At 70.1% G+C, this 24164-nt stretch carries 23 protein-coding genes; 1 reads left to right on the forward strand and 22 read right to left on the reverse strand.

From position 1 onward, the window contains the following. Window positions 1-199: 199 nt before the first annotated feature. The 20 genes from ACWDOP_RS13445 to ACWDOP_RS13540 all read right to left on the reverse strand — a co-directional run bounded on the left by ACWDOP_RS13445 (window position 200) and on the right by ACWDOP_RS13540 (window position 21289). Window positions 200-1708, reverse strand: coding sequence for a YifB family Mg chelatase-like AAA ATPase (locus ACWDOP_RS13445; protein WP_454209029.1), 1509 nt, complete (start codon window positions 1706-1708; stop codon window positions 200-202). Then, the gene (locus ACWDOP_RS13450; protein WP_454209030.1) at window positions 1708-2067 is read right to left on the reverse strand and encodes a YraN family protein; all 360 of its coding nucleotides are present in this window, start codon (window positions 2065-2067) and stop codon (window positions 1708-1710) included. Before ACWDOP_RS13450 ends, ACWDOP_RS13445 begins: the two co-directional genes overlap by 1 nt. An 86-nt stretch (window positions 2068-2153) precedes the next feature. Continuing rightward, window positions 2154-2459, reverse strand: a complete 306-nt coding sequence (locus tag ACWDOP_RS13455) for a DUF2469 domain-containing protein (RefSeq protein WP_067514125.1) — start codon at window positions 2457-2459, stop codon at window positions 2154-2156. 43 nt (window positions 2460-2502) lie between these two features. Further along, window positions 2503-3252, reverse strand: a complete 750-nt coding sequence (locus tag ACWDOP_RS13460; protein WP_454209034.1) for a ribonuclease HII — start codon at window positions 3250-3252, stop codon at window positions 2503-2505. Window positions 3253-3285: 33 nt separating this feature from the next. Beyond that, window positions 3286-4107, reverse strand: coding sequence for a signal peptidase I (lepB, locus tag ACWDOP_RS13465; protein WP_456345274.1), 822 nt, complete (start codon window positions 4105-4107; stop codon window positions 3286-3288). 76 nt (window positions 4108-4183) lie between these two features. Then, on the reverse strand, window positions 4184-4525 hold the full coding sequence (gene rplS, locus ACWDOP_RS13470; protein WP_354987409.1) for a 50S ribosomal protein L19: 342 nt from the start codon (window positions 4523-4525) through the stop codon (window positions 4184-4186). Between the two features lie 176 nt (window positions 4526-4701). After that, window positions 4702-6396 carry an alpha-keto acid decarboxylase family protein gene (locus ACWDOP_RS13475; RefSeq protein WP_456345275.1) on the reverse strand — a complete coding sequence of 565 codons (1695 nt, stop codon included), beginning with the start codon at window positions 6394-6396 and terminating at the stop codon, window positions 4702-4704. Then, a complete protein-coding gene (locus ACWDOP_RS13480; RefSeq protein ID WP_456345276.1) occupies window positions 6393-7259 on the reverse strand; it encodes a hypothetical protein in 867 nt (288 codons plus the stop codon). Before ACWDOP_RS13480 ends, ACWDOP_RS13475 begins: the two co-directional genes overlap by 4 nt. A 395-nt stretch (window positions 7260-7654) precedes the next feature. Next, the gene (locus ACWDOP_RS13485; protein WP_456345277.1) at window positions 7655-10006 is read right to left on the reverse strand and encodes a Tex family protein; all 2352 of its coding nucleotides are present in this window, start codon (window positions 10004-10006) and stop codon (window positions 7655-7657) included. A gap of 285 nt (window positions 10007-10291) precedes the next feature. Further along, entirely contained in the window at window positions 10292-10981 is a 690-nt protein-coding gene (gene trmD / locus ACWDOP_RS13490; RefSeq protein WP_456345278.1) for a tRNA (guanosine(37)-N1)-methyltransferase TrmD, read from the reverse strand. 3 nt (window positions 10982-10984) lie between these two features. Further along, window positions 10985-11521 (reverse strand): ribosome maturation factor RimM, encoded by a 537-nt coding sequence (gene rimM / locus ACWDOP_RS13495; protein ID WP_456345279.1) that lies wholly within the window; start codon window positions 11519-11521, stop codon window positions 10985-10987. Beyond that, window positions 11522-11764, reverse strand: coding sequence for an RNA-binding protein (locus ACWDOP_RS13500; RefSeq protein WP_354987403.1), 243 nt, complete (start codon window positions 11762-11764; stop codon window positions 11522-11524). Further along, the gene (gene rpsP / locus ACWDOP_RS13505; protein WP_454205933.1) at window positions 11764-12210 is read right to left on the reverse strand and encodes a 30S ribosomal protein S16; all 447 of its coding nucleotides are present in this window, start codon (window positions 12208-12210) and stop codon (window positions 11764-11766) included. Before rpsP ends, ACWDOP_RS13500 begins: the two co-directional genes overlap by 1 nt. 522 nt (window positions 12211-12732) lie before the next feature. After that, window positions 12733-13311: a Uma2 family endonuclease gene (locus tag ACWDOP_RS13510; RefSeq protein WP_456345280.1), complete on the reverse strand. Its 579-nt coding sequence runs from the start codon at window positions 13309-13311 to the stop codon at window positions 12733-12735. A 237-nt stretch (window positions 13312-13548) separates the two neighbouring features. Then, the gene (locus tag ACWDOP_RS13515) at window positions 13549-14649 is read right to left on the reverse strand and encodes an amidohydrolase family protein (protein ID WP_454205937.1); all 1101 of its coding nucleotides are present in this window, start codon (window positions 14647-14649) and stop codon (window positions 13549-13551) included. 263 nt (window positions 14650-14912) lie between these two features. Next, window positions 14913-15890 (reverse strand): BMP family ABC transporter substrate-binding protein, encoded by a 978-nt coding sequence (locus ACWDOP_RS13520; RefSeq protein ID WP_456345281.1) that lies wholly within the window; start codon window positions 15888-15890, stop codon window positions 14913-14915. A gap of 50 nt (window positions 15891-15940) precedes the next feature. Next, window positions 15941-16912 (reverse strand): ornithine cyclodeaminase family protein, encoded by a 972-nt coding sequence (locus ACWDOP_RS13525; RefSeq protein ID WP_456345282.1) that lies wholly within the window; start codon window positions 16910-16912, stop codon window positions 15941-15943. Further along, on the reverse strand, window positions 16909-17829 hold the full coding sequence (locus tag ACWDOP_RS13530; RefSeq protein ID WP_456345283.1) for an ABC transporter permease: 921 nt from the start codon (window positions 17827-17829) through the stop codon (window positions 16909-16911). Before ACWDOP_RS13530 ends, ACWDOP_RS13525 begins: the two co-directional genes overlap by 4 nt. After that, window positions 17826-18824, reverse strand: a complete 999-nt coding sequence (locus tag ACWDOP_RS13535) for an ABC transporter permease (protein WP_456345303.1) — start codon at window positions 18822-18824, stop codon at window positions 17826-17828. Before ACWDOP_RS13535 ends, ACWDOP_RS13530 begins: the two co-directional genes overlap by 4 nt. A 611-nt stretch (window positions 18825-19435) precedes the next feature. Next, window positions 19436-21289, reverse strand: a complete 1854-nt coding sequence (locus ACWDOP_RS13540; protein ID WP_456345284.1) for an ATP-binding cassette domain-containing protein — start codon at window positions 21287-21289, stop codon at window positions 19436-19438. A 116-nt stretch (window positions 21290-21405) separates the two neighbouring features. On the opposite strand from ACWDOP_RS13540, the gene ACWDOP_RS13545 reads away from it, so the two are divergent. Further along, on the forward strand, window positions 21406-22125 hold the full coding sequence (locus ACWDOP_RS13545) for a GntR family transcriptional regulator (protein ID WP_454205947.1): 720 nt from the start codon (window positions 21406-21408) through the stop codon (window positions 22123-22125). A 71-nt stretch (window positions 22126-22196) separates the two neighbouring features. Here ACWDOP_RS13545 and ffh read toward each other — a convergent pair whose 3' ends face one another. Together ffh and ACWDOP_RS13555 are read right to left on the reverse strand one after the other, a co-directional pair. Continuing rightward, window positions 22197-23768: a signal recognition particle protein gene (ffh, locus tag ACWDOP_RS13550; protein ID WP_456345285.1), complete on the reverse strand. Its 1572-nt coding sequence runs from the start codon at window positions 23766-23768 to the stop codon at window positions 22197-22199. A 64-nt stretch (window positions 23769-23832) separates the two neighbouring features. Beyond that, on the reverse strand, window positions 23833-24108 hold the full coding sequence (locus tag ACWDOP_RS13555) for a hypothetical protein (RefSeq protein WP_454205951.1): 276 nt from the start codon (window positions 24106-24108) through the stop codon (window positions 23833-23835). Window positions 24109-24164: the final 56 nt, after the last annotated feature.

Below are 24164 nucleotides of genomic sequence, written 5' to 3' on the forward strand. Positions count from 1 at the left end.
CCCGCCATATGCGCCGCGCACGGGAAGGGGTGTACCGACCCCTCTTCCTCGTCACCGAAGACATTGGACGCCAGCGGAACAGGAGGCTGCGGCACCGCGAAAGGCTCGGTCGGCGCGGGCACAGCGGGCGGCGTACACGGGGCGCCCGGGGGCGAATCACCCTCCGCCGCAGGGGAGACCGCGCGACCGGGGCAGGGGTTCATGCTCCACCTCGATGGCGAAAGGCCAGGGCCTGCAGGACATCCTGGGCGGTGGGGACCTCGCCACCGCGCAGGTCGCACACCGTCCAGGCGACGCGCAACGCGCGGTCGGCGCCGCGGGCGGACATGCGGCCGTGTTTGAGGGCGTTCTCCACCGGGGCCAGGGACTCGCGCGGGAGGCGGAACTGCTGGCGCAGCACGTGACCGGGGACCTCGGCATTGGTGGTCAGGTTCAGCGTCGCCCAGCGGGCCGCGGCGGCATTGCGGGCCAGGGCGACCCGGGCCCGGACCGCCTCGCTGGATTCGGTCTCCTCGCCGCTGAGTGCGCCGGCGGACTGCGCGTGCATGCGGACCGAGAGATCGATGCGGTCCAGCAGCGGGCCGGAGAGTTTCCCGAGATAGCGGCGGCGCGCGAGGGGCGCGCAGATGCAGTCGATATCGCGAGCGGGCGCGCAGGGGCAGGGATTCGCGGCCAGCACCAGCTGGAACCGGGCGGGATAACGGGCGACGCCGTCGCGGCGGGCGATGCGAACCTCGCCCTCCTCCAGGGGAGTTCGCAGCGCCTCCAGCACCTTGGTGCCGATCTCGGCGCATTCGTCGAGGAACAGCACGCCCCGGTGCGCGCAACTGGCCGCACCGGGACGCGCGGATCCGGAACCGCCGCCGATCATCGCCGTCACCGACGAGGAATGGTGCGGCGCCACGAAGGGCGGCAGGTGAATCAGCGGATGATCGTCGGACAGCGTGCCCGCCACCGAGTGAATCGCCGTGACCTCCAGCGACTCTCGCTCCCGCAGGGCCGGGAGCAGGCTCGGAAGGCGCTGGGCGAGCATCGTTTTGCCGATACCCGGCGGCCCGGTCAGCAGCAGGTGGTGCCCACCCGCCGCCGCGACCTCCAGCGCCCAGCGCGCCTCCTCCTGACCGACCACCTCGCTGAGATCCCCGTGCGAGCGCACCTCGGCCGGGACCATCGGCTCGGGCGGGGTGAGCTCACCGGCCCCGCGCAGCCAATCCACCAGCTCGCTCAGCGTCGCCGCCCCGAGCACCCGTATCCCGTCCACCAGGCCGGCCTCGGCCAGCGCCGCGGTGGGCACGATGACCAGCTTGCGCCCGGCGGTGCGCGCCGCCAGCACCGCGGGCAGGATGCCCCGCACCCGGCGCACCCGCCCGTCCAGCGCGAGCTCGCCGAGCAGGACGGCCTCGGCGAGCCGATGCACCGGAACCGAACCCGCCGCGTCCAGCACCGCGGCGGCGAGCGCCAGGTCGTACACGCTGCCGACCTTGGGCAGGGTGGCGGGCGACAGCGCCAGGATCACCCGCCCGTCCGGCCACTTCTCCCCCGAATTGGTGACCGCCGCCCGCACCCGGTCCCGCGATTCCTGCAGCGTGGTGTCCGGCCGCCCGACCAGGTGCACCGATGGCAGCCCCTGCCCGATGTCGGCCTCGATCTCCACCAGCTGCCCGTCCACCCCGGCCACAGCCACCGAATGCGCCCGCCCGAGCGGCATCAGAACGCCGCCCGCAGATGGGTGATCTCCGGCGGGGTGCCCGGCCGCAGCAGCACCGACACCACGTCGAACCGCACCCGCGACCACGGCCCGGACCGCTCGTGCAGCCACACCAGCGCCAGCCGCCGGATGCGCTGCTGTTTGAGGAACGACACCGCTTCGGCGGGCTGCCCGAACGCGAGCCCGCTGCGCGTCTTGACCTCGACGAAGACGGTGACGCCCGCGGCATCCCTGCCGATCAGATCGAGTTCCCCGTACCTGCACCGCCAGTTACGGGCGACGATCTCCATTCCGGCGTCGCGCAGGTAGCGCGCCGCCAGCTCCTCCCCCTGTGCGCCGAGCGCGAGATGCTGTGCCATAACGCCAGCATGGCCGGGCCCGATCCGGACCCGGCCATGCCGACCTGGGAAAACTCACTGCCTGTGGATACCGCCGAGCCTGTGGACTACTCGGGCAGCCGCAGGTCGGGCTTCTCCAACTCCTCGATGTTCACGTCCTTGAACGTGATGACGCGAACGTGCTTGACGAAGCGGGCGGGCCGGTACATATCCCAAACCCACGCATCGGACATCCGCACCTCGAAGTACACTTCGCCGTCGGCGTTCTGCGGCCGCAGTTCAACCGTATTGGCCAGGTAGAAGCGGCGCTCGGTCTCCACCACGTACGAAAACTGGCCGACGATGTCCTTGTACTCGCGATACAGCGAGAGTTCCATCTCGGTTTCGTATTTCTCGAGATCCTCGGCGCTCATCGGGTGGAACGTCCTCCTTATCGCCCAACTGGGTGTAGAGACATCATCCCGCATACGCGGTATCGGTAGCCACTCGGCCGGTCCCGGGCGACCGCACCGCGATCTCCCGCACATTGCGCCAGGACCGGCGATGTTCACTGGTGACGCCCAGACGATGCAGCGCCTCGTTATGTTCGGGCGTGTTGTAGCCCTTGTGACCGGCGAATCCGTAACCGGGGAACTGCTCGTCCAGCTGAACCATCATCCGGTCGCGGGTCACCTTGGCGAGCACGCTCGCCGCGGCGATGCAGGCCGCCGTGGCGTCACCGCCGATCACCGGCAGCGACGGCACGGGAATGCCGGGCACCCGGAAACCGTCGGTCAGAACGTACCCCGGAACCGGGTTCAGTCCGGCGACCGCACGCCGCATGCCCTCGATATTGGCCACGTGGATGCCGATGGCGTCGATCTCCCAGGCCGGGATCACGACCACCGACCAGGCCAGGGCCACCCGTTTGATGATCGGGAACAGCTCCTCGCGCGCGTCCTCGGTGAGCCGTTTGGAATCGTCGAGCCCGGCCAGCGACGCGTACGCCTTGGGCGCGAGCAGACACGCCGCCACGACCAGCGGACCCGCGCTCGGGCCACGCCCGGCCTCGTCCACGCCCGCGACCGGGCCCAGCCCGCTGCGGATCAGCGCGGCCTCAAGCGTGCGTAGCCCGCCCGCGCGTCGCATGACGACGCGCGGCGGCCAGTCACCGCGTTCGATCGGCTGTATCTTCTTGCCGCCCCGCTGCTTCGGGGTGTTCGCCATCTTCCCCACCGGTCGATTATCTCGCCCTCGGCCCTATTGCGGGTCCTCGGACCGCACGAATCCGATCCGGCCCAGCGGCCAGATCTTGAAGACCGCCTTGCCGCGCACGTCCGAGATCGGCACGGTGCCCTGGAACTCGTCGTCCATGTGGTACCGGGAGTCGGCGGACTCGCGGCGATTGTCGCCCATGACCCACAGGTTGCCCTCGGGCACCTTGACCGGGCCGAACGCGCGGCCGCCGGCGTTGAACGGGATGTCGGGGCGCTCGGGGTTGAACGGGTTGTTGCGGTCGGGGTTCGAGGTCTGGATGTAGGGCTCGTCCAGCGGCTGCCAGGTGGCGCCGGGCTCGTCGTCCAGCACCAGGATGCGGCCCTGGTCGTCGCAGCACTTCACCGTCTGCCCGCCGGTCGCGATCACCCGCTTGACCAGATCGTTCTCGTCCGGCGGCACGAGGCCGAAGAAGGACAGGAAGTTCTGCACGCCGCGCACCGCGGTGTTGGTCGAGCGGATGGACCGGTAGTGCCGGTTCCAGGAATCGGTCGGGCCGACGAACACCACCACGTCACCCGGCTTCGGGTCACTGAAGTAGTAGCTCAGCTTCTGCACGTAGATCCGGTCGCCGGTGCAGCCCGCGCACCCGTGCAGGGTGGGTTCCATCGACTGCGAGGGGATCACGTACGGGCGTCCGATGAAGGTCACGACCAGCGCGGTGATGACCGCCGCGATGCCGATGAGCATCGGCAGTTCCTGCCAGAACGGACGCTGCTTCTTCTTGGCGGGGGTCGCCTTCGCGTCCTCGCTCACGTCGTCGTCGCCCGGACCGGACACCGCTGTCGACTCGTTCTCGTCTGCCACGGGGAACAGAGTAGCCCGGCACCGCGAGAAACTATGCGGTGCCGGGCTACTCGAAGACTCCGAGCGGAAAGCTACCTCAGCGCTTTTCCTTGATCTTGGCCTTCTTGCCACGCAGATCGCGCAGGTAGTACAGCTTGGCGCGACGAACGTCACCGCGGGTCACAACTTCGAGCTTGTCGATGTTGGGGCTGTGCACCGGGAAGGTGCGCTCCACGCCGACGCCGAAGGAGACCTTGCGGACCGTGAAGGTCTCGCGAACGCCGCCACCCTGGCGACGGATGACCGCGCCCTTGAAGACCTGGACGCGTTCCTTGTTGCCTTCGATAACCTTCACGTGCACGTTGACCGTGTCACCCGGGCGGAAGTCCGGGACATCGCTACGCAGCGACTTTTCGTCGACGAAGTCGAGGGTGTTCATTTCCGTCCTTATTGGATTCGCGCGAACAGAGGAACCTGGCGGCTACCTGGTACAGGTGCTCTACCGGTTCGTGCTCCGGATAATTGGGCGGTGCCCGGGCGCATGATCCGCCCTAGGCAACCCAAGCATCATGCCAGATGGCGGGGTGCGCCGGTTAATCGGCCCCCACCCGGTGCTCAGGACCGGGAATTGGCCCGCGTCAGGGCGGCCGCGATGTCGGACACCAGCGGCGGATAGTCGGTGGGGCCGGTGACCACCTGGAGAAAGACCAGGCAGTCCTGCGCCTGGGTGGCTACCTCCAGGCATTCGCGGAGTTCCCCCACGGTAGCCGCGCGCAGGGTCAGCACCGAATTCTCGTCGCCGCCGAACGCGTGCGGCAGTTCGGACCAGCGCCACGGGGCGATGTCGTTGTAGGGCGCGTGCGCGCCGTGGATCGCGCGTTCGATGGCGTAGCCGCCGTTGTCGACCAGAATGATGACCCCGGTCAGGCGCTCGCGAATCCAGGTGCCGAGCTCCTGGATGGAGAGCTGGGCCGCGCCGTCGCCGATGACCAGCACCGCCCGCCGGTCCGGGCAGGCCAGGCCCGCGCCGAGCGCGGCGGGCAGGGCGTAGCCGATCGACCCCCACAGCGGCTGGCCCAGGAAGGTGATGCCCGCGGGCATGCGCAGGGTGGCCAGCCCGAAGAAGGCCGAACCCTGATCCGCGACAACGATATTGCTGTTGCCCAGCGCCCCCGCGATGAGCGGCCACAGGGCGGCCTGGGTGAGCGGGGTCTCGGCGGGGGCGGTGTCGGCCGGTTCCGGATCCGGTGGCGCGGGGTCGGTATGGGTGGGTGCGAAGTCGGCGGAGATCTCGGCGAGCACCTCGAGCGCGACGGGCAGCGAGAGCGGCGCGAAGGCGTCGACCCCGGCGATGACGCTGCGTTCGGGGCCGATCTCCAGGGTCCGGCGCGGGTCGATGCGATGACTGAATCCGGCGGTGATGCTATCGGTGTACTGCACGCCGACGGTGATCAGGCGTTCGGCGTCCTCCACCGCGGCGCGCACGGGTTCGGGTGAGGCGGCGCCGGTGTAGACGCCGACGAAGCGCGGCCCGGATTCGTCCACGACGGTCTTGCCCCAGGCGAGGGTGGCGTGCGGCACCTCGCCGATGGCCAGCAGCGCGCGGAGTTCGTCGGTCGCCCCGACGCGGTCGACGAAGACGTCGGCGAGCACGGTGACCCGGCGGTCGGCCAGGAATTCGCGGGCCGCGCGCGCGAAGGCCAGGCGCGCGCCGTCGCTGCTGAAGTCGGCGGCGGGCGCGAGCGGGGCGGCCGGGGGCGCGACCTCGAGGCGCGCGACATCGGTGGACAGCATGAGATAGCCCGGACGGCGGTGCACGCGAACCGAATTCAGGACGCGGTCGATCTCCTGGCAGGCGTCGGCCGCGCCGAGATCGGCCTGGGCGCAGGTGACTTCGGCGGCGATGCGGCGGAAGTGGTGGAAGTCGCCGTCGCCGAGCGTGTGGTGGATGACGCGGTGGTTGGCCTGAATGTCCTTGGCGGGCACCCCGACGACGTGGACGACGGGCACGTGTTCGGCATAGCTGCCCGCGATGGCGTTGACCGCGCTGAGCTCGCCGACGCCGTAGGTGGTGACGACGGCTCCGATGCCGCGCAGGCGGGCGTAGCCGTCGGCGGCGTATCCGGCGTTGAGCTCATTGGCGCTGCCGACCCAGCGCAGGCCGGGGTGCGCGACGACGTGATCGAGGAAGTGCAGGTTGAAATCACCCGGCACCCCGAAGATCTCGGTGACACCGAGTTCGTGGAGCCGATCGAGCAGGTAATCGCCGACAACGTAGCCCATGCCACACCCTGGCACGGCAACCGTCATTCAGCAATCTTCTGGCTAATTGTTCGGTGCGTCGAATGCGGCGCGGGCGGCGCCGCGATCACGGTGCGCGCCAATTCTTCCTCTGCCGCGCGGCGGACGTGATCGACATCGGGCTTCCCCGCGACCAGATCCTGCACGAAGATCTTGGCGGCGATCACCGGACGGCGATAGCGGCGCTCGCGGCGCATGGCCCGGCGCATGGTCCCGGGCCGTTCGCCGTAGCGCCAGCGCGCCCAGGGCGCGCCCGGACGGCTCAGCCGCAGCGCGCCCACGAACAGCAGCGGCGGGAAGAACATCCCGAACAGGCCCGTCCAAATCTTGCCCTTGGCAATGACAATGGCGGCCAGCAGCAGGTTCACCACCGAGAACAGCGCGATCACCCAGCGCTCGGCCGGATTGGACTGGCTCCGGAAGTCGTTGATGTCCAACAGCCACAGCGGATGAAAACCCATCAGCAGCAACCCCGTCACCGCGACCGCGACGAAGACCGCGTCCACCGAGGTGCGCCCCTGCTCCTCCCAGTACACGTCGCGCAGGTAGTAGATGAGCGCGAATTCGTCGAGCACCAGCGCCGCCCCGACCCCGAAGAAGGCCGCGAGCAGGCTGATCACCCCGACGCTGCTCTCGTACATGGTGATCAGGCCCGCGCCCGTACTGAGCACGAGGATCACGCCGAACACCATGTGATGGATGTGCACGTCCCCGGCCCGCACGTTGCCCGGCCACCAGCGCACCTGCTTGCGGATGAGCCGCACGCTGATCCGGATCAGCACGAACCCGATGATGAAGCCGAGTAGCAGGCAGGCCAGCGGCAGTCGCCCGTCCGCGATCACGGTGTCTTCCATCCACCGCCGAAACGCCATACCCGTATCGCCTCCGCACTCGCCCGCCGGTCGCCCGGCCACTCGCCGCTGGATCCCCGACGGTACCCCTCCCCCACAAACCCCCAGCAAATCCCGGCCGTCGGCGGGCGGAACCAGCCGCGACCGCCCTGCGAATCGCAGGGGAACGGCGAACGGCCGGCACTCGTCGCCGAACGAGGACTCGGCCGTCCCCCGAGGTTCTCGGCGCTGACACCACAGGGGCGCTCACCGCTGTCATCGCCGATCGGGCTGCGACCGCGAGACCGCCAATTCCTGCGCGACGCACGCCGACTCGGCCCGTTGCACCGGCCGCCCGGCCCGCGAGCACGGCGGGGCCGCGGGAATGCCGTTGGGCGGCACCGCGGTTGCGGTGCCGCCCAACGGGTGACGCGGTGCTACTTACCGAAGCCGGCGCGGCGCAGGGCGTCGGCCATGGAGCCGGAGGCGGCCGGCTGCGGACGGCCACCGCCCTGGCGATTGCCGCCGGACTGGTTGCCCTGGCGGGGATTGCCGCCCTGGCGGCCGCCGCCCTGACCACCCTGGCGCTGGCGGTCACCGGACGGCCGATTGCCCTGGCCGCCGCGCGGACGGCCTTCGCCGCGTTCGGGTTTGGCGGCGCCGGGCTCGTCGTCCAGGCGCAGGGACAGGCCGATGCGCTGGCGCTGGACGTCGACCTCCATCACCTTGACCTTCACCACGTCGCCGGACTTCACGACCTCGCGCGGGTCCTTGACGAAGGTGTGGGACATGGCCGAGACGTGGACCAGGCCGTCTTGGTGGACGCCGATGTCGATGAACGCGCCGAAGGCCGCGACGTTGGTGACCACGCCCTCGAGGACCATGCCGGGTTCGAGGTCGGCGACCTTCTCGATGCCGGCGGCGAACTCGGCGGTCTTGAACTCCGGGCGCGGGTCGCGGCCGGGCTTCTCGAGTTCGGCGATGATGTCGGTGACGGTCGGAACGCCGAAGCGCTCGTCGGTGAAGTCGGCGGGCCGCAGCGCGCGCAGCGCGGTGGTGTTGCCGATGAGTTCGCCGACGGTGCGGCCGCTGGCGTCGAGCATGCGGCGCACGACCGGGTACGCCTCGGGGTGCACCGAGGAGAAGTCCAGCGGATCCTCGCCGTTGCGGATGCGCAGGAAGCCCGCGCACTGCTCGAACGCCTTGGGGCCCAGGCGCGGCACGGTCAGCAGCGCGGAGCGGCTGCGGAACGGGCCGTTGGCGTCGCGGTGCGCGACGATGCTCTCCGCGACCGAGCCGGTGATGCCCGAGACCCGGGACAGCAGCGGCACCGAGGCGGTGTTCACGTCGACGCCGACCGCGTTCACGGCGTCCTCGACGACCGCGCCGAGCGAACGCGCCAGCAGGGTTTCGGAGATGTCGTGCTGGTACTGCCCGACGCCGATGGACTTGGGATCGATCTTCACCAGTTCGGCCAGCGGATCCTGCAGCCGGCGGGCGATGGAGACCGCGCCGCGCAGCGACACGTCCATGTCCGGCAGTTCCGCCGAGGCGTAGGCCGAGGCCGAGTACACCGAGGCGCCCGCCTCCGAGACCACGATCTTGGTGGGCTTGTTCTCGGGGATCCGCGAGATGAGTTCGGCGGCGAGGGCGTCGGTCTCGCGCGAGGCGGTGCCGTTGCCGATGGCGATGAGCTCGACCCCGAAGCGCGCGACCAGCGCGCCGAGCACGGCGAGGGACTTCTCGGTCTGGCCCTGCGGCTTGTGCGGGTAGATGACCTCGGTGGCCACCACCTTGCCGGTGGCGTCGACCACGGCGACCTTCACGCCGGTCCGGAAGCCCGGGTCCAGACCCATGGTGGTGCGGGTGCCCGCGGGCGCGGCCAGCAGCAGGTCGCGCAGGTTCATGGCGAACACGTCGACGGCGTCGCGTTCGGCGGACTGGCGCAACCGCATCCGGGTGTCGATGCCCAGGCTGACCTGGAGCTTGGTGCGCCACGCCCAGCGCACGGTGTCCAGCAGCCAGGTGTCGGCGGCGCGGCCCTGGGCGGCGATGCCGAACTTGTGGGCGATGCGGCCCTCGTAGACGCTGCGCTCGCCGGGTTCGAGTTCCTCGGTGTCGGGTTCGAGGTGCAGGGTGAGCACCTCTTCCTTCTCACCGCGCAGCAGCGCGAGGATGCGGTGCGAGGGGAGCTTGTCGAACGGTTCGCTGAATTCGAAGTAGTCGGCGAACTTCGCGCCGGCCTCTTCCTTGCCCGCGCGCACGGTGGAGGTGACCTGGCCCCGGTTCCACATGAGTTCGCGCAGTTCACCGACCAGGTCCGCGTCCTCGGCGAAACGCTCGACCAGGATGGCGCGGGCGCCGTCGAGCTGTTCGGCGTCGTACTGCGCGGGATCGGTGGTCGGGTCGCCGATCAGGGCGTCGGCCACGGGCTCGTGGCCGGCTTCGCGCGCGATCTGGGCCTTGGTGCGCCGCTTGGGTTTGAACGGCAGGTAGATGTCCTCGAGGCGGGCCTTGGTGTCGGCGAGCATGATCTGCGCGTGCAGCGCGTCGTCGAGTTTGCCCTGGCCACGGATGGATTCGATGATCGAGCCGCGGCGCTCGTCGAGTTCGCGCAGGTAGTGCAGGCGCTCGTCGAGGGTGCGCAGTTGCGCGTCGTCGAGGCCGCCGGTGACCTCCTTGCGGTAGCGGGCCACGAAGGGCACGGTCGACCCGGCGTCGAGTAGTTCGACGGCGGCGCGCACCTGCTCCTCCCGCACGCCGAGTTCGTCGGCGATACGCCGACCCACGCTGGCTAGGCGAACGGTTCCCGCGCCCGGGGCATTGACACTGTCTGCGCTGACGGTTTCGGAGGCTGTCGTCACTTCGCAGACACTACCGGCGTCCGGCGACAAGCCCGAACAGTGCCGCACCGAACTGTCCGGAACGTCGCAGTCATTCGGTTTGTGGCGGATGCGGTCAACCGCAAACCCGAAGCGCGCGAAGATCACTCGCGGTGCGGGAGCGATGGTCGAGCACAGCCCGCTGCGGGGTGTTAGCGGGAGCGGACGTGCGCTATGTCAGCGAATGTCCGGCTATTCGCCGGTGGGCGGCAGCAGATCCGGACGCCGGGCGCGCGTGCGCTCGAGGGACTGCTCGCGCCGCCACGCGTCGATCTTGGCGTGATTGCCCGAGAGCAGAATGTCCGGGACATCCAGGCCGCGCCAGGACACCGGGCGCGTGTAGCTCGGGCCCTCGAGCAGGCCGTCGGAGAACGAATCCTGTTCGTGCGACTGCTGATTGCCCAGAACGCCGGGAATGAGCCGGACGAACGCCTCGGTCATGACCAGCACCGCGGCCTCGCCGCCGATCAGCACGTAGTCACCGATGCTGACCTCTTCCACGCGCACCCGCTTCGCGGCGTCGTCGAAGACCCGTTGATCGATGCCTTCGTAACGGCCGCAAGCGAATACGACGTGTTCCTCGGCCGACCAGCGTTCGGCGGTGGCCTGGGTGAAGGGCACGCCCGCCGGGGTGGGAACCACCAGCAGGGCGTCGTCCGGGCACACCTGATCCAGGGCGTCGCCCCAGATGGTGGGTTTCATGACCATGCCGGGGCCGCCGCCGTACGGGGTGTCGTCCACGGCCTTGTGCACGTCGTGCGTCCAGTCGCGCAGATCGTGCACCCCGACCTCGAGGATGCCCTTGTCGATCGCCTTGCCCAGCAAGGCCGTTCGCATGGGGTCGAGGTATTCGGGGAAGATGGTGATGACGTCGATGCGCATCGCTTACTCCGGGTCCAGCAGACCCTCGGGCGGATCGATGACGATCAGCTGGTCCGCGATCGAGACGGTGGGCACGATCGCTGTCACGAAGGGCACCAGGATCTCTCGGCCCGCCGGGGGGAAACCTTCCGACGCCTTGATCGAAAGCAGTTCTCCCGCAGCCGAATGCAGGACTTCCCGCACCGTGCCCACGACGGTGCCGTCACCCAGTTGCACGGTGAGGCCTTCGAGTTCGTGGTCGTAGTACTCGTCCGGATCCGCCGAGGGCGGCAGATCGGCGGAGTCGATCACGAAGAGCATGCCGCGCAACGCGTCCGCGGCTTCACGCTGGACGAGCCCCTCCAGACGCACGAGAAGCCGGCCCGAGTGCTCCCGGGCCGACTCCACTACGTACTTCTGCGTCTGCTTCGCGCGCGGCAGCCGACCCACGAGGGTGGCGCCGGGCGCGAAACGCAGATCGGGCTCGTCGGTGCGGACCTCTACGACGAGTTCGCCGCGCACACCGTGCGACTTGGCGACCCGCCCGACGACGAGTTCCATCTATTGATCCGTGTCGACCACGTCGACGCGAATGCCCTTACCGCCGATACCGGCGACGAGCGTGCGCAGCGCGGTGGCGGTGCGACCGCCCCGGCCGATCACCTTGCCCAGATCGTCGGGATGCACGTGCACCTCGACGGTCCGGCCACGACGGCTGGTGATCAGTTCGACGCTGACGTCATCCGGATTGGCGACGATGCCGCGAACGAGGTGTTCGACGGCATCGGCGACGACGGCCGTCATTACTCGGCGGCCGGGGTCTCGGCAGCCTCGGAAGCGGCCTCGGCGGCCTCTTCCTTCTTGGCGGCCTTCTTCTTCGGGGTGACGGCCTCGGCGGTGGGCTCGCTGTCGGCGGCGGCCAGCGCGGCGTTGAACAGGTCCAGCTTGGACGGCTTGGCGGCCTTGGTCTTGAGGGTGCCCTCGGCGCCCGGCAGGCCCTTGAACTTCTGCCAGTCGCCGGTGATCTCCAGCAGGCGCTGCACGGGCTCGGTCGGCTGCGCGCCGACACCCAGCCAGTACTGGGCGCGCTCGGAATCGATCTCGATGAGCGAGGGCTCTTCCTTCGGCTGGTAGATGCCGATGGACTCGATGGCGCGGCCATCGCGGCGGGTACGCGCGTCGGCGACGACGATGCGGTACTGCGGGTTGCGGATCTTGCCCATGCGGGTCAGCTTGATGCGAACAGCCATTAGCTGTGCCTTTCGGTGGCGACCGCCGCTGGGGGCGATCTGAGTGGTCACGGCCGCAATTCAGCAGCCCACACGGGGTGGGCCCGGTTTTGCGTTGAGTGTGTGACCGCCGCGCGGAACGTATCCGGAGACGGGCTGCACTTTTCCTCGATGAGGACGAGGGGCCATTCTGCCAGACCCGCCCCGAACCCGAGAAATCGCCCTCCGCCCACCTGTCATCGGTACCGCCGGTCTCCCCCGAAAACGACTCGGCCCGCCGGGTCGCAAGACTACCGGGCGGGCCGTCGGTCGGTCGGGCGCTATCGGGCGCTGATCGACGAGCTGAGCGAATCGACACTGCCGAGGAACATCTTGGCGGCAATGCTAGCGATCAGACCGGCGATCACGGTCTCCACGGAACCCACAGCAGGTCTCCTCATCGGGTCGAACTCCAGAACGTGTGAAGCATGACCCATTCACACTCTCGAGGCGACCGGAATCACGAGATTGGACCACTGGGCACCACTCAGCGGGATTCCACCGTCAGCGCAGATCCGCCGTATCCACCGTGACCGGGAACGGCGCCGGCGCGATGACGGACTCACCCGCCGCGGCATAGACCTCCTGGCGATACGCCGTTTCCCCGAGCCTGTACCCGCAGAACTTGGCGGGCTTCCCCGCCGGTAGCTCCACCACCCACAGGTAGGGCACGCGCGCGGCGGCATATCCGGCGATCTTCGTATCGCGCTCCTCCCGGGTGTTTCCCGGAGACCAGACCTCCACCGCCAACAGCAGTTCATCCGGCCCGTAGCTGACCCGGTCGATACCGCCGGAGACGACCGCGACATCCGGAATGACCCCGGTCCGGAAGGCCGTGCTGATCTTCACGGCAATACCCGGCAGGACGTGCAGGTCGGTTCGACCGGCCGCCCGCAGCGCGGTACGCAGGACAACGGCCAATTCGAGCGAAGCGTGCTGATGCGACCCGGTCGGCGCAGGTGTCATGTAGAGGTACCCCAGGATGAGCTCGAGACGAGATCCATCGGACGGCTGCTCTTCGGCTAGCCAGTCGTCCAGCGTCATCGGGCCGAGGGGGTGGATTGTCGAAACCTCCGCTGTCATCGTCACTTCCGTCCGATGTGTCGCCATAGTCCCGTGCGCGACAAACAAATCCGCGCGCCGATCGAGTCGCTTCGATTCGGAGCACAATCCGAACGGAGCTGTCTGCTGCTCGAACGGATCAATTTCTGCTCGAATGGATCAGTTTCCGCGCCGAACGGATCAATTCTTGCACGTGCACCGCGCGAACCAGCACGGATCACGCGGGCACTTGGTTGCGACGTCGTCCCCGAGGCCGGCTCAGCGGTACGCCGTCACCGGGTCGCGGCGGTCGTAGACGTGGCCGCGCAGGACCACCCAGGAGGGGGTGGACAGGACGGCCAGGTTCTCGCGGGGATCGTCCTGGTAGACGACGAAGTCGGCGGGGGCGCCGGGCTCTATCGCGGGGTGGTTCAGCCAGGCGCGGGCGTTCCAGGAGGCGGCGCCGAGGGCGTCGTGGGGGGTGAAGCCGGCGCCGGTCAGGGCGATGATCTCGTCGGCTATGCGGCCGTGGGTGATCGAGCCGCCCGCGTCGGTGCCGGTGTAGATGGGGACGCCGGCCTCGTGCGCCTTGCCGATGGTCTCGCGGGACCGAGCGTGCAGATCGCGCATGTGGGCGGCGTAGACGGGGAATCTGCCCGCGCCGGCGGCGATCTCGGGGAAGGTGTCGATGTTGATCAGGGTCGGCACCAGGGCGACGGTGTGGCGGGCCATGAAATCGATGGTGTCGTCGGTGAGGCCGGTGCCGTGCTCGATGCAGTCGATGCCCGCGTTCAGCAGGCCGGGGAGCGCGTCCTCGCCGAACACGTGTGCCGTGACCCGCGCGCCCTCGCGATGGGCGGCGTCGATGGCTTCCTTGAGCACGGTGTCGGACCACAGCGGCCGCAGGTCGCCGACCGCGCGGTCGATCCAGTCCCCGACGATCTTCACCCACCCGTCGCCGCGCCGGGCCTGCTCGGCCACGATCTCCGGCAGGTCCCGCTCGTCGTCGAGATCGATCCCGAGCTCGCGGATGTACCGCTTGGGCCGTGCGATGTGCCGCCCCGCCCGCACGATCCGCGGCAGATCCATCCGCTCGTCGGCGAAGCGCGTGTCGATGGGTGATCCGGCGTCGCGCAGCAGCAGCACCCCGGCGTCCCGCTCGACCTCCGCCTGCGCGATGGCCCCTTCCGAATCCTCGTGCCCGCCACCGTATTTGATCCCCACGTGGCAGTGCGCGTCGACCAGGCCGGGCACGATCCACCCCGAGGCGTGAATGGTCTCCGCGTCCGCGACGGGCTCGAAGGAGATCACCCCGTCGTGCACCCACAGATCGACGAATTCCCCGGTGGGCAGTACCGCCCCGCGAAAATGCAGACGCATGTCCGACCTCCTGGTCTCGGCCTCCGCACATCGTAGTGGGTCGGCCCCGCGGGTCCGCCGCTCCGGGTCGGCCCCGTGCCACCGCTGCCGCCGGGACCGAGTCGGCACGACGATGCGGGCCCGTCCCGTCGATCAGGAACGAACCCGCATGCCGATTCCATTGCCGAGGTGGATCTTTCGTCACGTACCCCGGGCGGATCCGGGTTCCGTGCGATCGAGCACGGCCACCCGCCGCCGTCACGATGCGGCGGGCGCCCGACCCCTCACCCGATGGTGACCGCGCCGGACGCGAGGTCCTTCTCGATCTTGTCCATGGCGGCGGTGACTGCAGGATCGGCCGTGCAGACGACCAGGTCGGAGGCTCCGGTGCCGGAGGCGATCCCGAATCGGACCTGTTCGGCCTTGAAGCTGTCGTTCAGCACGGCGTTGACGGCGTATTCCAGTTCGGCGCCGGTGTCCTGTTTCGCGTAGGCGGCGTAGGCGGCCTCGGAGCCGCACGGCTTGACCAGGGGCCCGCCGACGAGGGTCGCGCCGCCCTCCTTGGCGGCCTGGGCCAGACCCTGATGCCCGAGGTTGAGCTGCTGGCCGAAGACGTCGGCGCCGGCGCCGATACCGGCCTGGGTGGCCTGCTTCGCCTTCGCGACGTCGTTGAAGTCGCCGATGTACTGCGGTGGCAGCACCGTGACATCGGGCTTGGCGAGCTTGGCGCCCTGCTCGAAAGCCTTGGCGGTCTTGACGATCGCGGGCAGTTCCATACCGCCGAGGAAGGCGACCTTCCCGGACTTGGTGGTGAGCCCGGCGAACGCGCCCGCGAGGAACCCGCCGTCGGCCTGCACCGGGTCGTAGTAGGCGAGATTGCTCAGCGGGGCCGCGTCGGCAGGACCGCCGATCTCGACGAACTTCACCTTCGGGAAGGCGGGGGCGACCTGGCGCAGCACCGAATCGGTCTGCCCGCCGAAGGACACCACCAGGTCGGTGGTCGAGGCGAGGCGGGTGAGCACCTGCTGGTAGTCGGCGGTGCTGACCTGCTCCACCTTGGTGAGCGAAACCTTGTCGCCCAGTGTGCTTTCCAGTCGTTGATAGCCTTCGTACCCGGACTGCATGAAGCCGTCGTCGGAGATGGATCCCGGGAACATCACCCCGACTTTCACCTTGGAGCCGGTCTCCTCGGCGCTACTGCCGCACGCGGCGACGGACGCGCCGACGGCCAGGGTCAGCAGGGCGGCTGCGATCTTCTTCATGGTTCTTCCTTCGAGGGGTTGAGATACAGGCGTTCGGGCGGGGCGGTTCGTCATGCGGCGAGGTCGATCTCGGTGCCGATGCCGCGGCGGCGGGCGATATCGACGAGGAGTCGGGCGGCGGCCAGATCCTGCAGGCCCACGCCGAGGGAGTTGAACAGGGTGATCTGCGCGGGATCGGTGCGCCCGGGTTTCGCGCCGATGAGCACCTCACCGAGCTCGTCCCCGACGTGGTCGGGCCCGAAGACGCCCGCGCGCAACGGAATCAGCGCGTCGCCGGATTCGTGCAGCGTGGACAGGCGGCTGTCGACCACCACGCGGGCGCGGCGCATCCCCTCGCTGTCGATCTCGCGATGGTCCGCGCGCGGCGGGGCCCCGACGGCATTGACGTGCAAGCCGGGATGGAACCATTCGCCTTGCACCACGGGGTCTTTCGAGGGCGTGAGGGTGCACAGCACGTCGGCCTCGGCCACCACTTCGGCCGGGGAGCCCGCTACCTCGGCCCCCGTCTCGGCCGCGAAAGCCTTGGCGGTGGCATCGGTCCGGCTCCACACCACGACGCGCTCGAACGGCAGCACCGCGCTCAGCGCCTCGACGTGGGTGCGGGCCAGCGCGCCGGCGCCGATCAGTCCGAGCACGCGACTCTCGGGGCGCGCGAGCAGTTTCGTCGCCACCGCGGACGCGGCGGCGGTACGGAACCGGGTGACCGCGCCGCCGTCGATCAGCGCCGCGCAGGCGCCGTCCGCGGTATTCACCGTCAGAATCGCCGAACGCTGCACCGGCAGTGCGTGATCCCGATTGGCGGGGACGTCGGCGAGCAATTTCACCGCCGCCATTCCGGCGCTGCGGGACGCGGCCGCCATGACCAGGAAGGCTGCATCGGAGCCGGGCAGTCGCATGGCCGGCGGCGCGGGCAGCACGGCCTCGCCGCGCGCCAGTTCCGCGTGCGCGGCGCGTACCGCGGCGATGACCTCGGGCAGCGTGATCATCGCGAGCACGTCGGAGCGCGTCAGAATCAGGGTCATGCTTTGGCCTCTCGGAGGAAGGGCTGGGTGAGGGCGGCAGGTGCGCGGCTCGCGCCGACCAGACCGCTGACCGCCAGCACCGCGAGCAGATAGGGCGACATGACCAGGACCGCCGTCGGCACGTGAATGCCGAGCGCGGGCGCGGCGAACTGCAGCGCCTGGGCGATGCCGAAGAGCAGGCAGGCCAGCAGGGTCGGCCAGGGCCGCCATTTACCGGCGATCACCGCGACCACGGCGAGGTACCCGGCGCCGGCGGTGATGTTGTCGGTGAAGGCGTGCACGTCGGCCAGCGCCAGGTGCGCACCGGCCAGACCCGAGGCGATGCCGGTGACGAGGATGGCGGCGTAGCGAAAAGCCTTGACGGGCAACCCGGATCGGTCGGCGGTGAGCGCGTCCTCGCCGATGGCGCTGATCGCCAGGCCCCAGCCGGTGCGGTGCGAGAACACCACGGCCAGCAGGACCGCGAACGCGATGGCCAGGTAGCCGAGCGCGGTCTGCGCGAACAGGGCGCGGCCGATCACCGGGATATCGCTGAGGATCGGGATGGCGAGCCGGTCGAAACCCGGAACCGCCCGTCCCTCGGTGAAATACAGGCGCGCGCCGTAGGTCGTGGCGCCGAGCGCCAGGGCGTTGGCGGCGATGCCGGTGACGATCTGGTCGGCCCGCAACGCCACGCTCAGCACCGCCTGGATGACCGCGACCAGCAGGGCGGCCACCAGGGCGCAGAGCACCCCGACGAGCGCGCTGCCGGAGCTGTGCGCGCCGACCGCGCCCGCGAAGGCGCCGGTCAGCATCATGCCGTCGACGCTGAGGTTCAGCACGCCCGCGCGTTCGCTGACGAGTTCGCCCGCCGAGGCGACCGCGAGCGGAATCGCCAGTCGCACACCGCCGTCGAGCAGCTCTCCGATGGCGCTCATCGTTTGTTCTCCTTACGCAACAGCACCGCACCGGCGACGAAGATGATCAGCACGCTCTGCACCACCTGGATCGAGGACGCCGGAACCGACGCCGCCAGTTGCAGATTGATGCCGCCGGAGGCGAGCAGCCCGAACACCAGCGAGATTCCGGCGACCGCGGTCAGCGAGCCGCGCGCCAGCAGCCCGACCACCAGACCCGCGAACCCGTAGCCGGAGGTGAAATGCTCGGCGAGCACGTACGGAACGGTCGCGACCAGGCCCGCACCGGCCACGCCGGCCAGCCCGCCCGCCACCGCGAGCGCGCTGAACCGCAGCCGGTGCACGCCGATCCCGAGCCGGGCCGACGCGGCCTCGGACTGCCCGACGGCGGTGAGCCGGGTGCCGGTCGCGGTGCGCCGCAACACGATCGCGGTGATCACGGCGGCGATCACCGCCACCACGACCGCGATGGTCGCGGGCGAGCCCTCGACGCGCAGGAGCGGCAGTCGCGCGCCCTCCGGCAGCGGCGCGGACTGCGGCAGGGTTTCCGACGAGGTGATCGGCTGGCGCAGCAGTCCGGCCTCGTGCACGACGAGCGTGACCAGCCCGAGTCCGACGAAGTTCAGCAGCAGGGTGGTGATCACCTCGCTGGTCCCCCGCCGCACCCGCAGCCCGGCCGCGATGCCCGCCCACGCCGCGCCCGCCACGAATCCGGCCGCCAGTACGAGCGGAACCCCCACGGCCGCGGGCGCTCCGGCGGGCAGCCACAACCCGACGGCGGCGGCCGCGATCCCCCCGAGCGCGAGCTGGCCTTCCCCGCCCACGTTGACCAGCCCGGCCCGGTGCGCGACCGTGAAGCCGGTGCCGATCAACGCCAGCACCGCCGCCATGTTCAGCGCGCTGCCGAACGCGTACGGGGTCCCGAACATCCCCTCCCACAGGGCATCCGCGGCGGCGGCGGGCGACGCGCCGCCGCCGAGTACGAGCGCCAGGCCGACGGCCAGCGCGGCCGCCACCGCCCCGCCGTAGACGGCGAGGTCACGCGTGAGGTTCGGTGCGGGAAGAAGTTTCGCCGCCTTGCGGAGCTGGGCCACAACCGACCGGCCGCCGGTCGTACCCGGCGTGCGGGCATCATCGGCCGCGTCGGCCGCCGGGGGCACGACACCGGTGGCAGATTCGCTGTCGCGAGACGCCACGTCCGGCGTCTCGGGGCCGGATTCGGCAGCGGGTCCGGTCTTCCGCGTGGGCCCGTCGCCGGAGACAGCGGGAACCGGGCCGGAACCTCGCGTGTTCCCGGCGCCCTCGGCATCCTGGGCCACGCGCGGAAGAACCGCGCTTCCCGAGATCTCGGCGGGTGAGTCGGTCCGCGCGTCGGCAGGTGCGGCCACGTCGGTATGTCCCGCGCGCCGCATCGAGATCGGCAGCTCCGAGTCGAGACCGTGTGACTCGGCACCGCGAGCCTCGGCGGGTGCGTCGGTCCGCGCATCGGCAGGTGCGGCCACGTCGGTATGTCCCGCGCGCCGCATCGAGATCGGGGGCTCCGAGTTGAGACCGTGTGACTCGGCACCGTGAGCCTCGTCCCCTGCGCGAGGCGGACGGGTATGCAGCCCCTTGCGGGCGTCGGCGGTCATGCGGCTGTTCCGAGCATGAGGTGGGCGATCTTCTCTCGGGCGGCGGGATCGGTGGGAGCCACCGGGCCGAGGAGGCGGCCGCGGTAGGCGACCAGGATCCGGTCGCAGAGGGTCAGCAGTTCGGGGAGTTCGTGGGAGACGAGCAGGACCGCGGTGCCTGCCGCCGCGGCTTCGCGCAGGAGGGTGAGGACGGCGTCCACCGCGCCGAGGTCCAGGCCGCGGGTGGGTTGGGCGGCGATGAGACAGCGGAGGCCGGGGAGAGCCAATTCCCTTGCGACCACCACCTTTTGCTGGTTGCCGCCGGACAGGGTGCGCATGGGCGCGCGCGGGCCGGAGGCTTTGATGCGGTGGTGGGCAATCGCACGGGTCGCGGTGGCGTCCATGGCTTTACGGTCGAGCAGACCGTAGCGGCGGAATTCGGCGAGGCGGCCGAGGGTGAGGTTCTCGGCGACGGTCATCGCGGGGACGCAGCCCTCGTGGTGGCGATCCTCGGGGATCACGCCCAGGCCGTGCGCGGTCCGGGCGGCGGGGGTCGCATGCGTGAGATCGGTTGCACCCAGCAGGAATTGCCCCGCATCGGGGCGGCGGGCACCGCTCAGGACGGCGACCAGTTCGCTCTGACCGTTGCCCTCCACGCCCGCGATGCCGGTGATCTCGCCCGGCCGCAACTCCAACTCGACGCCATCGAGGGCGGCGGCGCCGTCGGGGCGTGTCAGGCTCAAACCGACAGTGCGCAGCACCGGCGGCGTGGCGGCGGAATCGGCTGTGCGCCGTGCACTCTCGCGTGCCGGCGCAACCGGGCGCAGTTCGGTGACCGCCCCGCCGGACCCCGGGGTGACATCGGCCGCGGGCCCAGCCACGCCGGGCTCTCCACTGGGCGGTGCCGAACTCGGAGGGAAGCGCCCGGGCACATCGAGCCCTGCGGCCCGGTCCGGAGCCGGCGAATGCGGATCGCCGCTGTTCGCCCAGGCGTAGGTGACCATCCCGGCCCGCGCGGCGGGGTCGGATTCTGCCCCGGGTTCGGCCGCAGCATCGACGGTCGCCGCGACGGACGCCCCCGCACCATCGTCACCCCGATCCGGGATAGCGTCCGCTACCACCACCCCCGTGAGCAGAGTCTGATCCAGGTCGGCGAGCGAGCGGCCGACCATCAACTCGACCAACTCACCGCGGCTGAAGGATTTCAGCGGCCCGGAGCCCGCAACGCGCCCGCCGCGCAGGACGGTGGCCGAGTCACCGGCCTGCTCGATCTCGCCGAGTTTGTGGGTGACCAGGACGACCGCGCGGCCGGAGTCGGCGATGCGGCGGCAGGTGGCCAGGAGGGATTCGACCTCGGTGGGGCCCAGCACGGCGGTGGGTTCGTCGAGCAGGACCAAGCGGGGTTCGCGCAGCAGGCATTTCACGATTTCGACCTGCTGGCGCTCGCCGACCGAGAGTTCCTCCGCGCGAGCCGAGAGTGCCACGCGCAGACCGAATTCGGCTTCGATACGGGCGAGGCGGTCGGTGAGTTCGCGGCGGGGCAGGCGCAGGCGCGAGCCGGCGCCCAGCAGGAGGTTCTCGCAGACGGTGAGCGTGGGGATCAGGCTGAAATGCTGATGCACCATGGCGATTCCGTGCCGGAGTGCGTCGGCGGGGCGGCGCGGGCGGTAGGGCTCGCCGAACAGCAGCAGCTCGCCGGTGTCCGGGGCCGCGCCGCCGTAGACGAGATTGCAGAGCGTCGATTTCCCGGCGCCGTTCTCCCCGAGCACGCAGTGCACCTCGCCGAGCGCGACCGTGAGATCGATGTCCGACAGCGCGCGCACCGCACCGAAACTCTTGCTGACGCCGGTCAGCCGCAGGGCCGTGTCCACGATCGAACCTCCAGTTAGTGGTATACCGTTAACTGTCGGTCCCGGGTGTGGCATGAACGTTCCGCCAATGTTTCGGTCCGGAAAACCCGCCCCGCGCCCCGATACTGTGGAGAGTTGTGACGGAACCAGGTTCTCTACGCCACCGCGCCTACGAGTCGATCAAGGCGCGCATCGTCGGCGTCGAACTGCGCCCGGGCCAGCGCCTGGTGGAGCGCGATCTCGCCACCGAACTCGAGGTGTCGCGCATTCCGCTGCGCGAGGCGCTGCGCATGCTGGCCGCGGAGGGCCTGGTCCTGCTCGTGCCCGGAAAGGGCGCGCTGGTAGCGCCTTTCACCCCCGCCGACGTGAATCACCTCTTCGATGTCCGCGAGGTCCTGGAGTCCCTGGCCGCCCGCCTGGCCGCCGAGAACGCCACCCCCGCCACGATCGGCCCCCTGGAAGCCAGTCTCGCCGAGGCGGTTTCGGCCACCCACGCCCGCGATCCACAGCGCATAGCCCCCGCCAACGCCGCCTTCCACGCCGAAATCATCGAGTTGGCGGGCAATCCCCTGCTCAGCTCCCAGATGCGCCCCCTGGCCGCCCGCACCGAGTGGCTCTTCCGCCTGACCGCCGATCGCGATGCCGCCGAACAGTGCTCCGAACACCGAGCCCTCTACGACCGCATAGCCGCCGGCGACGGCCCGGGCGCCGCCGCCAGCGCCTTCGCCCACATAGCCGCCGGCCGCGCCCCGAGCCTCGCGTACGCAGCGGCCTGGTCCCAGTCGGAGATGGATCCCGAACAGATAGCCCGCGCCCGCCGCCGACGCCGCCCGGAGCCGACGTCGACGGCGACCTGACCGATCGCGAAAACACCCCCGGCCCCGTCGATTTCGACGAGGCCGGGGGTCGCTTCAGGGTCGCTACGCGACTACTTCTTCGGGAAATTCAGCTTCGAGAGATCCAGGCCCTCCAGGCCCGGGGGCAGCTCGTTCAGCCCGGCAGGCAGGTTGCCCAGATCCGGCATCCCGGCGGGCATGCCGCCCGGCAGGCCGGGCATCCCCGGGAAACCGCCGCGCATCTTCGGCGGGGTCGGGCCGCGGCCGCCCTTCTTGCCCTTCTTGCCCTTGCCCTTCTTGTTGTTGCCGCCGCGCGAGCCGGGCAGGCCGAACTGGCGGCTCATCATCCCCATCATCTTCTTCGCCTCGAAGAAGCGGTCCACCAGCTGGTTGACCTCGGAGACCGTGACGCCCGAGCCGTTGGCGATGCGCAGGCGGCGGGAGGCGTTGATGATCTTCGGGTTGTCGCGCTCGGCGGGGGTCATGCCGCGGATGATGGCCTGCACGCGGTCGAGCTGCTTGTCATCGACCTGCGCCAGAACGTCTTTCATCTGGCCCGCGCCCGGGAGCATGCCGAGCAGGTTCCCGATCGGGCCCATCTTGCGGATGGCCAGCATCTGCTCGAGGAAGTCCTCGAGGGTCAGCTCGCCGGAGCCGATCTTGCGGGCGGCCTCCTCGGCCTGCTTGGCGTCGTAGACCTGCTCGGCCTGCTCGATCAGCGAGAGCAGGTCGCCCATGCCGAGGATGCGGCTGGCCATACGGTCGGGGTGGAAGACGTCGAAGTCCTCGAGCTTCTCACCGGTGGAGGCGAAAAGGATGGGCTTGCCGGTGATCTCGCGCACCGACAGCGCCGCGCCACCGCGGGCGTCACCGTCGAGCTTGGTGAGCACGACGCCGGTGAAGCCGACGCCGTCCTGGAACGCCTGGGCGGTGGTGACCGCGTCCTGGCCGATCATGGAGTCGAGCACGAACAGGATCTCGTCCGGGTTCACCGCGTCGCGGATGCCGGCGGCCTGGGACATGAGCTCGGCGTCGATGCCGAGGCGGCCCGCGGTATCGACGATCACGATGTCGTACTGCTTGTTCCGGGCCTCGTCGATGCCCTGGCGCGCGACCAGCACCGGATCCGCGGCCGAGACGCCCAGCGGGTTCTCGCCGCCGCCGATGGAGGTGCCCGGGTTCGGCGCGAACACCGGCACGCCGGCCCGCTCGCCGACGACCTGGAGCTGGGTGACCGCGCCGGGGCGCTGCAGGTCGCAGGCCACCAGCAGCGGCTGATGTCCCTGTCCCTTGAGCCATTTGGCGAGCTTGCCCGCCAGGGTGGTCTTACCCGCGCCCTGCAGACCGGCCAGCATGATGACCGTGGGCGGGTTCTTCGCGTACTGCAGCCGCCGGGTCTCGCCGCCCAGGATGCCGACGAGTTCCTCGTTGACGATCTTGACGACCTGCTGCGCCGGGTTCAGCGCGGCCGAGACCTCCGCGCCCTTGGCCCGCTCCTTGATCTTGGCGATGAAGGCGCGGACCACGGGCAGCGCGACGTCGGCCTCGAGCAGCGCGAGCCGGATCTCCCGCGCGGTCGCATCGATATCGGCCGGAGACAGGCGCCCCTTTCCGCGAAGGTCCTTGAGGGCACCGGCCAACCGGTCGGAAAGGGATTCGAACACCGATGCTCCTGATCTCGAGGGACGTCACTCGAGATACCAGGGTAGTGGGGAACGCGGCGGGCCGTTATTCCAGGGAGCGAGGTCGCGGCGAAGCGACCGGGCGACGGAGGTCGTGGCGCTCGCCGGCGACCATCCCGACGGCTTCGCGGGCGGTCAGGCCGAGTTGGAGGGCGAGGCCGTCCAGGACGGCCCATTGGGCCCGGGATGGTTCGCGCGGATCGGTGACGGTGGCCGCGATGGTCATGGCTGTCACCGCCTGCGGACCGGTCAGTGTTCGCCCGGGCAGCCACGAGACGACCCAGCGGTCGCCACCGACACAGCGGGCAATGTGCGTGGTCATATCACTCGTCATAGTCGACGCGGAAACAACTTCGATTGCCACCAACTGCTCCCCTC

The organism is Nocardia sp. NPDC003693 (assembly GCF_053981095.1).